Below are 14,371 nucleotides of genomic sequence, written 5' to 3'. Positions count from 1 at the left end.
CGGAATTTATCTAATAGTCTTATTATTTCCTTATGTTTTGTGTGGGCGTACAGTGGAGGTACGGATGAAGATCGTGTGGTCTAAAACAGCAGAGAAGCAGTTTTCTAAAATCGATCCTCGATATCAGAACCGCATTAAATTCAGGCTGGAGAAGATGGACGATAAAACATCACCTGTCGCGGATATCAAGAAATTATCTTCTCCCGAAAACCACTACAGGTTGCGATTAGGTGATTACAGGGTCATTTACACCTTCGGAGACCCGCCGGGTGATATCTGCTACGTAGTGGCAGTAAAACGCCGGACAACCACTACCTACCTTCATGAGGAGCATACGGAATATGACTATTCAGTTCATCAAGGATGAAGAAGGAAAAAAACAGTATGTTGTCATACCCTACGGTGAATATTTTCGCATGCGTTTAGCCATGCTTGAGTATGATGACGATGATGAAAACGACTGGGAAGACATCCCTTACGAATCAGACATCTACGATAACGTAGGTTTACCGGGTGAAGTGTGCGACATCATGCATAACGAGAACGTCAGCCTACAGGCCGCCTGGCGCATTTTACGCGGTATGTCCCAGCAGGAGGTGGCGGAGAAGCTTGGCATCAGTCAGTCCGCCGTGTCACAGCTGGAGGCGCTGGACTCCCGACCGCAAAAGCGCACCCGCGAAAAGCTGGCGGCAATTTACGGCTGTAAACAGGAGCAGATCAGCCTCTATTTACCGAAAGAGGGTTAACAGCACTTCGCCCCGCCCTTGCCACCGTAGCGGGCGTCCTGGCGGTCGCGGAAAAATTCTTCGTAGGTCATTGGCGTCTGATCCGGGTGGTTGACGCGCATATGCTCGACGTAGTTGTCGTAATCCGGCACGCCAATCATCATTTTAGCGGCCTGGCCCAGGTATTTACCTGCTTTGGAAAGGGTGTCGAACATAATCAGTTTCTCGTTTGTTTCCCTCACCCCGGCCCTCTCCCGGAGGGAGAGGGAGGATAAGAAATGTAGGCCGGGTAAGGCGAAGCCGCCACCCGGCACACGGGTTAATGCGCCCCTTTCGCCTGGGTGACAATCTCGTCCAGGTTCTCAGGCATTGGCTCATACGGCGTCTCTTTCGCCGTTGGCGTGTCGACTTTCAACGCCGCCAGCGCGGTTTTCAGAGAATACAACGCCAGCACCACAACCACCACCATAAAGAAGATGGTCAGCCCGGCGTCCAGACGGTTGTTAAACACCAGCTGGGACAGCTGAGATTCGGTGTACTGCGCCGGGATCTTGCCGCTGTCGATCATCGCCTGGAACTTGTTGGCAATGGCCAGGAAGCCCACCTTGTTGTCCGGGCTGAAGGCTTTCTGCCAGCCTGCTGTCAGGGTACAGATCAGCAGCCACGCCGTTGGCACCAGCGCCACCCATGCGTAACGCTGGCGCTTCATCTTGAACAGGACTACGGCACAAAGCATCAGCGCCATGCCCGCCAGCATCTGGTTGGCGATACCGAACAGCGGCCACAGGGTGTTAATCCCGCCCAGCGGATCGACCACGCCCTGATGCAGGAAGTAGCCCCACGCCAGCACGCACAGTGCCGTCGCCAGCAGGTTAGCCGGGAGTGAATCGGTACGTTTCAGATTCGGGGAGATCACCCCCAGCAGATCCTGCAACATAAAGCGCGCCGCGCGCGTACCGGCATCCACCGCCGTCAGGATAAACAGCGCCTCGAACAGAATGGCGAAGTGATACCAGAACGAGACATCCATCAGCCCGCCCAGCGCACCGTGCAGGATGTAGGCCATACCCACCGCCAGCGTCGGCGCCCCGCCCGCACGGGAGATAATCGACTGCTCGCCGACCTCGTTAGCGATATGCGTCAACGTATCAGGGGTGATCGCAAAGCCCCAGCCGCTCACCACCTGCGCAGCAGAGGCGACCACGTCAACAGTGCCGGCCGGGGCCAGTACCGCCATCGGGCTATTCATCGCGAAGTACACGCCCGGGTCGATAATACAGGCCGAGACCAGCGCCATAATCGCCACGAAGGATTCCATCAGCATGCCGCCATAGCCAATCAGGCAGGCCTGATTTTCATTCGCCAGCATCTTCGGCGTGGTCCCGGAGGCGATAAGCGCATGGAAGCCAGACACTGCCCCACAGGCGATGGTGATAAACAGGAACGGGAACAGATTGCCGGTCCAGACCGGGCCGGTGCCGTCAATGAATTTGGTCAGGGCAGGCATGGTCAGGGTCGGGCGCATAATCAGAATGCCGATCGCCAGCCCGACGATGGTACCAATTTTCAGGAACGTAGAGAGGTAGTCACGCGGGGCCAGCAGGAGCCATACCGGCAGCACCGCCGCCACGAAGCCGTAGCCCACCAGCATCCAGGTCAGCTGCACGCCGGTGAAGTCGAAGAACGGTGCCCAGGTCGGGCTTTCCGCCACCCAGCCGCCGGAGATAATAGCAAACACCAGGAACACCAGGCCAATGACTGAAACTTCACCAATGCGTCCCGGACGCAGATAGCGAATGTAGATCCCCATGAACAGCGCCAGCGGAATGGTGAAGGCGACGGTATAGGTTCCCCACGGGCTGTGGGTCAAGGCTTTCACCACGATCATCGCCAGCACCGCGAGGATGATGACCATGATCATAAAGGTCGCCACCAGCGCAATCACCCCGGCAGTTGCCCCCATCTCCTCTTTCACCAGCTCACCCAGCGAACGACCGTCGCGACGGGTGGAGACGAACAGCACCATGAAGTCCTGCACCGCGCCCGCCAGCACCACCCCCGCGAGGATCCAGATCATCCCCGGCAGGTAGCCCATCTGCGCGGCCAGTACCGGCCCCACCAGCGGGCCTGCCCCGGCAATCGCCGCGAAATGGTGACCGAACAGCACTTTTTTATCGGTCGGCACGTAGTCCAGACCATCGTTATGACGCACGGCCGGCGTCATGCGCGTGCCGTCTACGCCCAGTACCGTCTTCGCGATATAGCGGCCATAAAAACGGTATGCGATCAGATAAATGCAGACGGAGGCGACCACGATCCAGAGCGCATTGATCTGCTCCCCCCGGTTGAGGGCGATGTAGCCCAGGGCAAAGGCTCCCACAACGGAGAGCCCTGCCCATATAAGGTATTTCCCTGAGTTGTTCATAATGGTTATCCGTTGTTGTGAAACAGTGAGATGTTACATTTTGTTTCTAGAACAACGGATAAAATTTAACAACTTTGAAACGCAATAATGCGTGGTCAAACCAGACATTTACACCACATTGTTAAGCCGATCACTTTCGTAGCGTCACCGTTCACACTTTTACCTTTTTCGGCCAGACACCGCCTTACGGAATGATTTGTATCATTTTTTTTGGCCATAACCTCGCCAGAATGATCCTGCGCAATCGCGTGCATACAAGGAAAAGGATATGAACAGTTCAGTACCTCAGGATAGTCAGGTCGGGCCGGGCGCGTACTTCGCGCTGGCGTTTGCAGCCGTTTTCTTCTCGGGTCTGTTAGGCGGACAAGAGTGGTACGGCGTCTTTGATTTCACCACCCTCAACGGCGCATTTGGCAAAGTGGTCAGCAAAGCCAGTCTGGATGACGGTACGTTAACCACAGCCAGCAGCGCCTTTCGCGGCACCGGCGGCAGCGGCGCGATGGACGGGTTTCTCTTCGCGCTCGGTTTAATTCCTGCGGTGATGTTCGCGCTGGGGATGATCAACGTGCTGGAGCACTATGGCGCCCTGCGTGCCGCGCGCAAACTCTTAACTCCTCTGCTGCGCCCGCTATTGGGGATCCCTGGCACCACCGGGCTGGCGCTGATTGGCAGCCTGCAAAGTACCGACGTGGGCGCGTCGCTTACCCGTAATCTCTCTGATGAAGGGCAAATCAGCGAAAAAGAGAAAGACGTTTTCGCCATGTTCCAGTTCTCCGCCGGGGCGATGATCACCAACTTTTTCTCTTCCGGGGCGATCCTCTTCACGCTGCTCGCCGTTGACGGCACGGCGGCGGTGCCCACCTCCATCGGGGCCTGTATCGCGGTGATGTTTATCATGAAAATTGTCGGCGCCAATCTGCTGCGCCTGATCCTGACGTTTACCCATAAAGGAGACGCCGCATGAGTGCCCCACAGTCCAATCCCGTCATTACCGATGTGTTTATCGAAGGCGCGCGCAAAGGCTGGAGCATTGCCACCAGCAGCACGCTGCCCAACGTGGTGATGGCCTTTATCATCATCAAGGCGCTGGAAATTACCGGCGCGCTGAAAGGGCTGGGCACGATCTTCTCTCCGCTGATGGGCCTGTTTGGCCTGCCGGGCGAAGCGGCCGCCGTGCTGATTGGCGGCTGGATGTCGATGGGCGGCGGGATCGGCGTTGCCATCGGCCTGTTTGATAAAGGCATCCTCACCGGCGAGCACCTGGCGATCCTGGCGCCCGCCATCTACCTGATGGGCTCGCAGGTGCAGTACCTGGGCCGCATTCTGGGGGTGATTGGCACCCGCGCCAAACGTATTCCGCTGCTGATCGCCCTCTCGGTGGTCAACGCTTTCTTAGCCATGCTGCTGATGCGCATTATTCTCTGAACAGGACGTGAACATGAACCTTGACCATTATATCGAAGAGCTGAAAACCCTGGTGAACGTAGACTGCGGCACCCAGACGATTGACGGCGTCGCCGCTGTTGCAGGCATCATGCAGCAACTGTGGCAGCGCGAAGGCTGGCATACGGAGCAGGTGAACCTGGGTGACAAGGTGGGCCCCGGCGTCTTCGTCAGTAACAAGCCGCAGGCGGAACGGTTCGACGTGCTGCTGGTCGGGCATCTGGATACCGTATTTCCCGCCGGCACCGTGGCCGCGCGTCCGCTGAGCGAGGATGAAACCCGCCTGTACGGCCCCGGCGTCTCGGATATGAAGAGCGGACTTCTGAATATTTTGTGGGCAATGCGCGCGCTTGACGCCGCAGACAACGATCGTCTCGCGATTGCCGTTGCGATGAACCCGGACGAAGAGACCGGATCTGTCCATTCCCATAAGTGGATTGGCGAGCTGGCTAAGCGTTCCCGCTGCGTGCTGGTGTGCGAAGCCGCCCGCGCCGACGGTTCGCTGGTGAAAGCGCGTAAAGGGATGGCGGGCTATCACTTCACCTTTAGCGGCGTGGCGGCACACGCGGGCAATGACCCGGAAAAAGGCCGCTCGGCGATCACCGCGCTGGCAAAGAGCGTTATCGCCATCAATGCGCTGACGGACTGGGATCGCGGCACTACACTTAACGTCGGCGTGATTCAGGGCGGCAGCGCGGCGAACGTGGTCGCGGACAGCGCTGTGGCAGAACTGGACGTTCGCTTCTGGGAAAACGACGAGTATGACCGGGTGAACCAGGCGCTGGAGTTGTTATGTGAACAAGGCTTTTTAGACGGCGTGACCACCACGCTGACGCGGGTTAATCACAAACCGGCGATGGCCGCGAGCGACGCGACGCAGGCGCTGATGCAGCAGGTTGAAGCGGCGGGTAAAGCGGAAGGCATCGACATTACCTGGCAGGCAGTCGGCGGCGGCAGCGACGCCAACCACACCGCCGCGCTCGGCATCCCCACGCTTGACGGCTTCGGGCCGGTTGGCGCCGGGTTCCACAGCCCGGCGGAATGGCTGGATAAAGCGTCCATTGCGCCGCGAATTCGGCTGTTGAAGCGGGTGGTATCGATGTTGTAACAACCGCCCGGTGGCGCTGCTGTATGACCGGATACATAGGTAACAGATCAGACCGGGAACATAGGTAACACTTTTCAGTCTATCCGGAGCACACTCTGGGTTTTTCGGTCGTAGTACGCAAGCGTTATTCCATTAAAGATGATGGCCTCCAGGCCATCATCTTGTTCTTCCAGCATGATGTACTCATCAGTCAGCGCTTCACTCAGGAACACCGTCCCCTTTTTCCCCATATAGAGTGTCCCCCTTGATTTCACCCTGTAGACCGTACCTCCTTCCGGATAAGCATATTCAGGAACCCTGCCATCCCAGTGCCGGCCTGAGGGTTGCCATACCGTTCCGGGCGTTGCACCCGCCAGGGCTTCATGCGGCCTTTCGTAGTTAAACTCTTCCCGGTAGCCACTGAACCACCGCTGTTGTTCTTCCATCGTCATAAATATGTTGCCCTGTTTTACTGCACTTTTCAGCGAACGATGCATTCGCTCATGACGGCCGTTTTCTTCCGGATGCCCCTTTCTGATGCGTTCCGGTCTGATGCCCAGCTTTATCAGCCAGACTGCAAGGCGACTTAACCCGGCGATACCTGTTCCTGCGAAAGGCTGACCATTATCCGTTCTCAGGACTTCCGGCAGACCGTACTCCAGGAACGCATCCGTCAGGCACTGCCTGACGAAGGGCTCGCTCTCCCGGTCTGCTCCCCGGCAGCTCAGAAGATACCGGCTGTGATTGTCGGTGAGGGTGAAGGGATGACAGTATTTCCGGCTCAGCAGCCTGAACTTGCCTTTAAAATCAGCGCTCCAGACCTGATTGTTCTCACTGATGATGGTCAGGGGCTGGCGATTGCCCGGGGTTCTGCGCTTTCGCTTTTTATCCGGAACCAGGCCTTCACGCTTGAGGATATCGCCGATAGTGCTGGCAGCGGGGACGGTAAAATCGACGTGATGATTGAGCAGCCACATCCGCAGTTTTTTGGGGCCCCAGTCAGGGTGTTTTTGCCTCAGGGCCGTAAGCTGCCCGGCGATATCATCAGGAACTGTCCGGGAGTGGGAGTGCGGAGCACGCGACCGGTCAGAGAGAGATGACAGGTCAGAGGGGTCAAAACGCTGAAGCCATTTGTAACCGGTTTTTCGACTGATGCCGAAGAGACGGCAGAGGGCAGAAAAGAATCCGTACCTGCATGGCAGGCACGGATAAAATCAAGGCGTTGCATAGGTCGGGTCTCAGTCCAGGGCATAGCGAGTCTCCTCTTCTATGCCAGTTATAACTGTTACCCATGTATCCGGTCTAAAGTGTTACCCATGTTTCCGGTTCATACCCTTCGCTTACCGGGCCTGCATGTTTCGTAGGCCGGGTAAGGCGAAGCCGCCACCCGGCACTCCCGCCGCACAATCTAACCCAGCACCATCGTACTCAACCGACACGTACAGCACCGCCGCCCCTGCTCGTCGAACACCACAATCTCCCAGCTCTGACTGGAGCGGCCCAGATGCAGCGGCTGACATACGCCGCGCACCTTACCGTGAGAGACCGCGCGGTGGTGCGTAGCGTTCAGTTCCGTGCCCACCACATTCTGCCCGTCGCGGGTCATCAGAAAACCGGCCATCGACCCCAGCGTTTCCGCCAGCGCCGCCGACGCACCGCCGTGCAGCAGGCCAAACGGCTGGTGGGTGCGCGCATCCACCGGCATCTCCGCTTCCAGCGTATCGTCCCCGAGGCGGGTATAGACGATGCCAAGGTGTTCCACCATCGTGTTCTGGCTAGTGGCATTCAGCTCGTCGAGGGATAAATGACGTTTCCAGATCATTACGCCCCCAGCGTGGAGCCGCCGTCCACCACGATATCCTGCAAGGTGATATGGCTGGCGGCATCGGATGCCAGGAACAGCACGGTCGCGGCAATCTCCTGCGGACGGGCAATTTTACCGAGCGGAATGCCGAGTTTGAACTGCTCGCCGAAGCCGCGAATGCGCCGCTGTTCCGCATCATCGCTGGTCCACAACGTGCGCTGCATGTCGGTATCCGTAGAACCCGGCGACACCAGGTTACAGCGTACGCCGCTGCCCGCCAGCTCCAGCCCGACGGTCAGCGCCAGGCTTTTCAGCGCCGCTTTCGACGCGCCGTAGGCGCTCATGCCGATGCGCGGCGTGTGCGCCGCGTCAGAGGCCACCGTCACAATCGCCCCGCCCTGCTGATGACGGAACTGGCCCATCGTCTGCTGGAACAGGTTGAACGCGCCGCCGACGTTGACCGCAAAGGTCTGCTGCCAGTCCTCCTGCGAAAGCTGATCCGTCGCGCCCATACGCAGAATGCCCGCCGCGTTAACCAGCACGTCGAGCCGCTCAAGGCTGCTGAGCAAACGCCCGCAGACATCACTCGCCTGCGCCGCATCCGCCACGTCCAGTGTTTCGGTGGCAAACGGATATTCGCCGTGAGGGAAAGCCAGATCGAACCCGGTCACCTGCGCCCCGGCCTCCACAAATGCCAGCGCGGTCGCATAGCCAATGCCCTTACCCGCGCCCGTCACCCAGACGGTTTTACCGGTAAAATCAAAAGCCATCACTTCACCTCGCGGGAGAGCAGCGCCCACCAGGCATCGAGGGTCGGATTTTTTGCCAGCATCACGAAATCAATGTCGCCGTGCACTTTGCGCCAGCGGGCGGCCAGCGCCATCATCCGTACTGAATCCAGACCGTAGTCGATCAGGTTTTCGTCATCCATCGGCTCGTCGGACTCGTCCAGCAGCGGCAGGATCAGCTCACGCAGCGCGGCTTTCGTTGCCGGAACAGACGGCAGCAGCTCGTCGGTCATCACCACGCGGCCCGAACGTCCGGCCACGTATTTCAGCGACATCAGGTGCTCGTCGCGGGTGAAATCCGCCAGCGCGTCGGCGATAAAGAACGGTTTGATGTCGCGCATAAAGGCGTCGGTGGCGGTGGTCATGCAGCCGATGTGGGCGTACACGCCGGTGATCAAAAGCTGGTTGCGGCCGGTCTCTTTCAGCATCTGCTCCAGCGGGGAGCGGTGAAACGCGCTGTAGCGCCACTTCACCAGCACGGTGTCCGCTTCGTCCGGGGTCAGCTCAGCGACGATACGCTGCTGCTCCGGCGAGCGAGTCAGACCCGGCCCCCACATATCGTTCAGCAGGGCGCGGTCTTCATCGCTCTGATCTTTCGGCTGCGCAGTGTAGTACACCGGAATATTGTGCTCTTTGCAGTACGCGCGCAGTTTAGCGATGTTCGCCACTACCTGCTGCATCATGTCGCTATTTTCGCCCCAGAAATTCAGGAAGTACTCCTGCATATCGTGGATCAGCAGCGCGGCGCGCTCCGGCTCAAACGCCCAGCTTACTTTACTGGTCGGCAGTTCGGCGGCGGTTGGCAGCGCATATGCGGTTAATTTTGGAATAGCCATTCTCTGTTCCTCAGCCCCGGGCGCGTTCAGCAAACCACAGGCGCAACTGTTTCTTATCAACTTTGCCGACCGGCGTGAGCGGAAGCGCATCCACGCTCTCCACGCGGTCCGGCAGCTTAAATTCGGCAACGCCCTGCTCGCGCAGGAAGCGGCGCACCTCCACCGCGCGCAGCGGCTGTTTCACCACCAGGTACGCGCAGCTTTTTTCGCCCAGCAGGCTGTCCTCCATGCTCACCAGCGCGGCGTGGATCACCGCGTCGTGGCGCAGCAGCAGGTTTTCGATCTCTTCGGCGGCGATCTTCTCGCCACCGCGGTTGATCTGATCTTTCTCGCGCCCCTGCACGGTGATGTAACCCTGCTCATCGATGGCGATCAGATCGCCCGAGCAGTAGAAGCCGTTGGCATCGAAGGCGCTGGCGTTGTGGTCCGGGCTGTTGAAATAGCCGCGGAAGGTGTAAGGGCCGCGCGTCATCAGACGCCCGACCTCCCCGCGCGGCAGCGGGTTACCGTCCTCGTCCGCCACCCACACTTCATCGTCCGGGCACATCGGGCGGCCCTGGGTATTGATGATGCGCTCCGGCGCATCGTCGAGGGCGGTATAGTTCACCAGCCCTTCCGCCATGCCAAACACCTGCTGAAGCTGGCAGCCAATTTCCGCCGGAATGCGCGCCGCAAGCGTGGCGGAGAGGCGTGCGCCGCCCACCTGGAGCAGCCTGAGGGATTTCAGCTGGGCGTTCCCCGCGCCGTCGGCAATCGCCTGCAACCACAGGCTGACCGCAGGCGGCACCAGCGAGGTGACATTTATCTGATGCTGCTCAATCAGCGGGAAGCAGAGCGTGGCGCTCGGATCGTTCGCCAGCACCACGCAGCCGCCCGCCGTGAAAACGCCTAACGATCCTGGCGAGCTCATGGCGTAGTTATGCGCCGCGGGAAGGGCGTTCAGATAGCGGGTGTGCGCAGTGATACCGCAGATTTCGTTGCTGCGACGGATGCTGTAGTCGTAATCGTTATGCGTGCGCGGGATCAGCTTCGGCGTGCCGGTGCTGCCGCCGGAGAGCTGGAAGAACGCCACTTCGTCGGCGGGCGTCGGGTTCGGGATGAAATTGTCCGCCGGGCGCGCAATCGCCGCCTCCAGCGCATGTTCGCCCTTATCGCCACGCAGCAGCACAACGCGTACCGAGCGATGCGCATCCACAAAGGTGTTGAGAAAATCATCGCCTGAGAACAGTGCGTGGTCGCGATCGGCAATCAGTACGGCGGGTTTGATCTGCTCCGCGTAGGCGTTGAGTTCACTGCGCTGATGGCTAAAGAGCGCGTTGACCGGCGCGACGCCGATTTGCAGTAGCGCGAAGAAGGTGATGTAGAACTCGGCCACGTTGCCAAGCTGTACCAGCGCGGTCTCCCCGCGATGCAGCCCCTGCGCCTGAAGGGAGGACGCCAGATTCGTCACCGCCTGATTAAACGCGCGGTAGGTGATGCGGCGTTCGCCGTCAATTATCGCGACCGTATCGCTGTCCGCATGGTCCGTCAGGATGTGGGTCAGTGGCAGATCCTGCCAGTAGCCTTTTTCACGGTAGCGGCGGGCAAACTCCTCAGGCCAGCGGGTAAAAGGGATGGTCATGAGTATTCCTTAGTGCAAACCAAACACGTTGAGCATGGTGGAGAGCTTCACGCCCGTCTCGCGCCACTCGCCGACCGGGGAGGAGGCAGGCACAATGCCCGCGCCGGCAAACAGGCGAACGGTATTTTGATGCAGCCGCGCGCAGCGGATAGTTACCACCCACTCGCCGTTACCTTCGCTGTCGCACCAACCGACGATGCCGCCGAACAGCTCGCGGTCAAACGGCTCCAGCTCGGCAATCAGCTCTTTTGCCGCCTGATGCGGGAAGCCGCTCAGCGCGGGCGTCGGGTGCAGCAGGCAAGCCAGCGTCAGGGCGTTCTCGTTTTCACGTGCCTCACCTTCTACCGGCGTGGCCAGATGCCACAGCGTCGGGGTGGTGATGAGCTGCGGGGAAGCCGGCATGCTCAGATGATGGCTACGCGGTTCCAGAATGGTTTTCATCGCCTGCGTGACCAGATCGTGCTCGTGGCGGTCTTTTTCGGAGGCCAGCAGCTTAGTGCCCGCTTCGCGATCCAGCACATCGTCCGGCTGACGGCGCGCAGAGCCTGCCAGCGGCAGCGAGCTAAAGTGCGCGCCCTCTTTGCGCAGCAGCAGTTCCGGGCTGGCGCCCAGCAGCACGCCGCCGTCTTCCAGCGGTACGTGGAAGTTAAAGCTCGCCGGGTTCTGGGCGATAAGACGCTCCATCAGCGCGCTGCTATCGATCTGTTTGTCGGTAGCGATATCAATCAGGCGCGACAGCACCACCTTATTCACCTGCGGCGTAGCGGTGAGCGACGCGGCGCGAGCAACCATCTCCTCGAAAACCGGCTGCGACGGGATCTCGGTGCGCTGTTGCACGTTCAGCGTCTGCGCGCCGGAGGCATAACGTGCGGACTGCTGACGCGCCGGGCGGGAGAAGGTTTGCCAGCGTTGTGGAATAAACAGCGATGACGGTTTGCGGGTATCGAAGGGGATCGCCCCTACCATCACCGGATGGGCAATGCCGCTGTTTTTCGCATTCTGGAAAGCCTGAGCTAATTTCTGCTGAAAGGGACCCGCCGGATCGTCACCGCCGACGGCGGGTTCAGAAAAACGGGCAAAACAGCCGGACGTGGTAAAACTGCGGTAAGGCGACATAAAGAAAAAGCTGTCTGATTGCAGCGTTGTCGCGGTGTGCTGAACTTCCTCAGCCAGGGACGTGTCCATATCATCCTCCTTAAAATGATAAAAGAAGCAATAATGATTATCATTTATATTTTCGTCGGCTAACCTAATCCCACATCGCCCCGCTGTCAACCGTCGGGCAAATAACTTGTGCGACAAACGCTTGCATCCCTTCCCTACAGCCCTGAAAATGAGAAGCATTATCTTCAATAAAATCAGGATGCCGCTCTGTGAAAATCGCTGCCGTTTGCCGCAATGCCCTTCTTTTAACAGGACTTTTTGTTTTAGGACTAACCTCAGCTGCCGCCGACGACTGGCCGCGTCAGGTCACCGACAGCCGCGGCGTTCACACGCTTGAGAGCAAACCGACGCGCATTGTCTCCACCAGCGTGACCTTAACCGGCTCCCTGCTGGCCATTGACGCGCCGGTCATTGCCAGCGGCGCGACCACGCCAAACAACCGCGTGGCGGATGCGCAGGGCTTTTTACGTCAGTGGGGCGATATCGCCAAACAGCGTAAGGTTGCCCGGCTGTACATCGGCGAGCCGAGCGCCGAAGCCGTCGCGGCCCAGATGCCGGACCTGATTTTGATCAGCGCCACCGGCGGGGATTCCGCGCTGGCGCTCTACGATCAGCTTTCCGCCATCGCGCCGACGCTTATCATTAACTACGACGACAAAAGCTGGCAGGAACTGCTGACCCAACTGGGGACGATCACCGGGCAGGAGACACAGGCCGCAGAGCGCATCGCTGCCTTCGACAAACAGCTCGCCAAGGTGAAACAGCAGATGAAGCTGCCGCCACAGCCGGTGAACGCCATCGTCTACACCGCCGCGGCGCACACGGCGAACCTGTGGACGACAGACTCCGCGCAGGGCAAGCTTTTGCACCAGTTGGGCTTTACGCTGGCCGACGTGCCTGCCGGGTTGCACACCTCAAAAAGTCAGGGCAAACGCCACGACATTATCCAGTTAGGGGGTGAAAACCTGGCGACGGGGCTGAACGGCGAAGGGCTGTTCGTGTTTGCCGGCGATCAGAAAGACGTGGACGCGATTTACGCCAACCCGCTGCTGGCGCATCTGCTGTCGGTGAAGAACAAGCGCGTCTGGGCATTAGGAACCGAGACGTTCCGCCTGGATTATTACAGCGCGATGTTGGTGTTGCAGCGTTTGAATTCAATTTTTAAATAAGTGGCACGTTCCCCGTAGGCCCGGTAAGCGCAGCGCCACCGGGCGTTTTGTCGGGTGGCGGCTACGCCTTACCCGACCTACATGGTTTGCCTGAACCGACGCAACTCCACCAGAACCGCCAATAAAATCACGCCAACAACGGCTAACACAAACCCGCTGCTGCTCGCCGACGCCACCGGGGTCATTATCGCCCCCAGCCCGCCGAGGATCGCCGCGCCAATCGCATCGCCCGTGACGTTCTGCGCCGTCCACAGGCCGTTAATGCGCCCGAGCATCCCTTCCGGCGTCTGGGTCTGGATCAGGGTGTACTGTAAAAGAGAGCTGACCGCGCTCAGCCAGCCGAAAATCACCAGACACATCACCCCCAGCGCCCACACCGGCATCAGGCTAAAGAAACCAATGGCGATAAACGAGGCCAGCGTCGCCACCAGCATGATCAACCCCGGTCTCGCGCTCTGCGCCAGGTTGCCGCTGGTCAGCGCCCCGAAGGCCGCACCGAGCGGAATGGCGGCGTACAGCACGCCAATCTCTGAGGCGCTCATCTGCCACTCACCCGCCAGCGCCGGATACAGCACGCGCACGGCGCTCGCCATCGTCAGCAGGCCGCCGAGCAGCGCAATGCCGCCAATCAATGGGTTGCTGAACAGGAAACGAATCGCGGCCATCAGGGACTTCAGCGGATGCTCGCGCGGCTGCGGCGGGGGTGGCAGGAGCGGCAGACGCAGTAGCGTCAGGGTGGTAATAAACGTTCCCGCCGCGGCAAGGCCGTAGTTCCACGCCACGTTGCCGGTCGCCAGCAACAGACCGCCCACCATCGGCGAAATCACCGAGCCGAGACGTACGGTGAGCATGGTGATCGCCCCCGCCTGCATCAGGTTCTCGCGCCCGACCAGCGCGGGCGTGGCCGCCAGCAGCGCCGTCACGCCTAACGAAGCAAAAAAGCCGTCCCACAATCCCAGCACGTAAATGGCCACCAGCGACGGCTCCGGCAGCATGGCGTTCAGGCACAGCCCGACAAAGCCCACCCCGCAGGTGCCGCGCGCCAGCAGGATCAGCTTTTTACGCTCGTAGCGGTCCGCCAGCACGCCGCCCACCATCAGGCCGATAAACATCGCCCCGCCGGTTAAGGTGACGGATAACCCTACCAGCCAGCTGGAGTGAGTCATGGTCTGGATTTGCACCGGCACGGCCACACCAAGCAGACCGAGGGACAAAATGGAGATAAAGCGAGCGATAAAAACGGCGCGATACGCCGGGTGTGTTTTGAGCAGGCTGAGGTTAAGCAGCCAGGATTTTTGATTCATGACAA

Annotated in this window: 15 protein-coding genes; 6 read left to right on the top strand and 9 right to left on the bottom strand. The window is 59.6% G+C overall.

Annotated elements, in window-relative coordinates:
- Positions 1 to 64 precede the first annotated feature (64 nt).
- The gene (locus tag L2Y28_RS05710) at positions 65 to 367 is read left to right on the top strand and encodes a type II toxin-antitoxin system RelE/ParE family toxin (RefSeq protein ID WP_022647393.1); all 303 of its coding nucleotides are present in this window, start codon (positions 65 to 67) and stop codon (positions 365 to 367) included.
- Positions 342 to 746 carry a helix-turn-helix transcriptional regulator gene (locus tag L2Y28_RS05705; protein ID WP_022647392.1) on the top strand — a complete coding sequence of 135 codons (405 nt, stop codon included), beginning with the start codon at positions 342 to 344 and terminating at the stop codon, positions 744 to 746. The genes L2Y28_RS05710 and L2Y28_RS05705 overlap by 26 nt, the downstream gene beginning before the upstream one ends.
- Here the strand turns inward: L2Y28_RS05705 and L2Y28_RS05700 are convergent.
- Entirely contained in the window at positions 743 to 940 is a 198-nt protein-coding gene (locus L2Y28_RS05700; RefSeq protein ID WP_006809671.1) for a YbdD/YjiX family protein, read from the bottom strand. The two genes, L2Y28_RS05705 and L2Y28_RS05700, sit on opposite strands and share 4 nt — an antisense overlap.
- A 104-nt stretch (positions 941 to 1,044) precedes the next feature.
- On the bottom strand, positions 1,045 to 3,150 hold the full coding sequence (gene cstA, locus L2Y28_RS05695) for a pyruvate/proton symporter CstA (RefSeq protein WP_022647390.1): 2,106 nt from the start codon (positions 3,148 to 3,150) through the stop codon (positions 1,045 to 1,047).
- 268 nt (positions 3,151 to 3,418) lie between these two features.
- Here cstA and L2Y28_RS05690 point away from each other — a divergent pair, with 268 nt between their 5' ends.
- The 3 genes from L2Y28_RS05690 to L2Y28_RS05680 are packed head-to-tail and all read left to right on the top strand — an operon-like array spanning position 3,419 to position 5,701.
- Positions 3,419 to 4,114, top strand: a complete 696-nt coding sequence (locus tag L2Y28_RS05690) for a nucleoside recognition domain-containing protein (protein WP_022647389.1) — start codon at positions 3,419 to 3,421, stop codon at positions 4,112 to 4,114.
- A complete protein-coding gene (locus L2Y28_RS05685) occupies positions 4,111 to 4,575 on the top strand; it encodes a YjiG family protein (protein ID WP_022647388.1) in 465 nt (154 codons plus the stop codon). Before L2Y28_RS05690 ends, L2Y28_RS05685 begins: the two co-directional genes overlap by 4 nt.
- Before the next feature lie 13 nt (positions 4,576 to 4,588).
- The gene (locus L2Y28_RS05680; protein ID WP_022647387.1) at positions 4,589 to 5,701 is read left to right on the top strand and encodes a M20 family metallopeptidase; all 1,113 of its coding nucleotides are present in this window, start codon (positions 4,589 to 4,591) and stop codon (positions 5,699 to 5,701) included.
- 74 nt (positions 5,702 to 5,775) lie between these two features.
- Here L2Y28_RS05680 and L2Y28_RS05675 read toward each other — a convergent pair whose 3' ends face one another.
- The 6 genes from L2Y28_RS05675 to entC all read right to left on the bottom strand — a co-directional run bounded on the left by L2Y28_RS05675 (position 5,776) and on the right by entC (position 11,914).
- On the bottom strand, positions 5,776 to 6,834 hold the full coding sequence (locus tag L2Y28_RS05675; RefSeq protein WP_230585241.1) for a DDE-type integrase/transposase/recombinase: 1,059 nt from the start codon (positions 6,832 to 6,834) through the stop codon (positions 5,776 to 5,778).
- 254 nt (positions 6,835 to 7,088) lie between these two features.
- Positions 7,089 to 7,502 (bottom strand): proofreading thioesterase EntH, encoded by a 414-nt coding sequence (gene entH, locus L2Y28_RS05670; protein ID WP_022647384.1) that lies wholly within the window; start codon positions 7,500 to 7,502, stop codon positions 7,089 to 7,091.
- Positions 7,502 to 8,254, bottom strand: coding sequence for a 2,3-dihydro-2,3-dihydroxybenzoate dehydrogenase EntA (gene entA, locus L2Y28_RS05665; RefSeq protein WP_015571174.1), 753 nt, complete (start codon positions 8,252 to 8,254; stop codon positions 7,502 to 7,504). Before entA ends, entH begins: the two co-directional genes overlap by 1 nt.
- Positions 8,254 to 9,108: an isochorismatase gene (locus tag L2Y28_RS05660; protein WP_022647383.1), complete on the bottom strand. Its 855-nt coding sequence runs from the start codon at positions 9,106 to 9,108 to the stop codon at positions 8,254 to 8,256. The genes entA and L2Y28_RS05660 overlap by 1 nt, the downstream gene beginning before the upstream one ends.
- A 10-nt stretch (positions 9,109 to 9,118) precedes the next feature.
- A complete protein-coding gene (gene entE / locus L2Y28_RS05655; RefSeq protein WP_022647382.1) occupies positions 9,119 to 10,729 on the bottom strand; it encodes a (2,3-dihydroxybenzoyl)adenylate synthase EntE in 1,611 nt (536 codons plus the stop codon).
- 9 nt (positions 10,730 to 10,738) lie between these two features.
- The gene (gene entC / locus L2Y28_RS05650) at positions 10,739 to 11,914 is read right to left on the bottom strand and encodes an isochorismate synthase EntC (RefSeq protein ID WP_022647381.1); all 1,176 of its coding nucleotides are present in this window, start codon (positions 11,912 to 11,914) and stop codon (positions 10,739 to 10,741) included.
- A 188-nt stretch (positions 11,915 to 12,102) separates the two neighbouring features.
- Here entC and fepB point away from each other — a divergent pair, with 188 nt between their 5' ends.
- On the top strand, positions 12,103 to 13,062 hold the full coding sequence (gene fepB / locus L2Y28_RS05645; RefSeq protein WP_022647380.1) for a Fe2+-enterobactin ABC transporter substrate-binding protein: 960 nt from the start codon (positions 12,103 to 12,105) through the stop codon (positions 13,060 to 13,062).
- Positions 13,063 to 13,139: 77 nt separating this feature from the next.
- On the opposite strand, the gene entS is transcribed toward fepB, so the two are convergent.
- Positions 13,140 to 14,366 (bottom strand): enterobactin transporter EntS, encoded by a 1,227-nt coding sequence (entS, locus tag L2Y28_RS05640; protein WP_022647379.1) that lies wholly within the window; start codon positions 14,364 to 14,366, stop codon positions 13,140 to 13,142.
- Between the last annotated feature and the right edge of the window lie 5 nt (positions 14,367 to 14,371).

Source organism: Enterobacter sp. JH25, assembly GCF_021725435.1.
Taxonomy (GTDB): domain Bacteria; phylum Pseudomonadota; class Gammaproteobacteria; order Enterobacterales; family Enterobacteriaceae; genus Enterobacter; species Enterobacter intestinihominis.
The sequence above is the reverse complement of the archived record's forward strand: the minus strand, read 5'-3'. Positions and strand labels throughout refer to the sequence as shown.

Coding starts and splice junctions, on each gene's coding strand:
- L2Y28_RS05710 (WP_022647393.1), top strand. CDS start 65: ATGAAGATCGTGTGGTCTAAAACAGCAGAGAAGCAGTTTTCTAAAATC.
- L2Y28_RS05705 (WP_022647392.1), top strand. CDS start 342: ATGACTATTCAGTTCATCAAGGATGAAGAAGGAAAAAAACAGTATGTT.
- L2Y28_RS05700 (WP_006809671.1), bottom strand. CDS start 940: ATGTTCGACACCCTTTCCAAAGCAGGTAAATACCTGGGCCAGGCCGCT.
- cstA (WP_022647390.1), bottom strand. CDS start 3,150: ATGAACAACTCAGGGAAATACCTTATATGGGCAGGGCTCTCCGTTGTG.
- L2Y28_RS05690 (WP_022647389.1), top strand. CDS start 3,419: ATGAACAGTTCAGTACCTCAGGATAGTCAGGTCGGGCCGGGCGCGTAC.
- L2Y28_RS05685 (WP_022647388.1), top strand. CDS start 4,111: ATGAGTGCCCCACAGTCCAATCCCGTCATTACCGATGTGTTTATCGAA.
- L2Y28_RS05680 (WP_022647387.1), top strand. CDS start 4,589: ATGAACCTTGACCATTATATCGAAGAGCTGAAAACCCTGGTGAACGTA.
- entH (WP_022647384.1), bottom strand. CDS start 7,502: ATGATCTGGAAACGTCATTTATCCCTCGACGAGCTGAATGCCACTAGC.
- entA (WP_015571174.1), bottom strand. CDS start 8,254: ATGGCTTTTGATTTTACCGGTAAAACCGTCTGGGTGACGGGCGCGGGT.
- L2Y28_RS05660 (WP_022647383.1), bottom strand. CDS start 9,108: ATGGCTATTCCAAAATTAACCGCATATGCGCTGCCAACCGCCGCCGAA.
- entE (WP_022647382.1), bottom strand. CDS start 10,729: ATGACCATCCCTTTTACCCGCTGGCCTGAGGAGTTTGCCCGCCGCTAC.
- entC (WP_022647381.1), bottom strand. CDS start 11,914: ATGGACACGTCCCTGGCTGAGGAAGTTCAGCACACCGCGACAACGCTG.
- entS (WP_022647379.1), bottom strand. CDS start 14,366: ATGAATCAAAAATCCTGGCTGCTTAACCTCAGCCTGCTCAAAACACAC.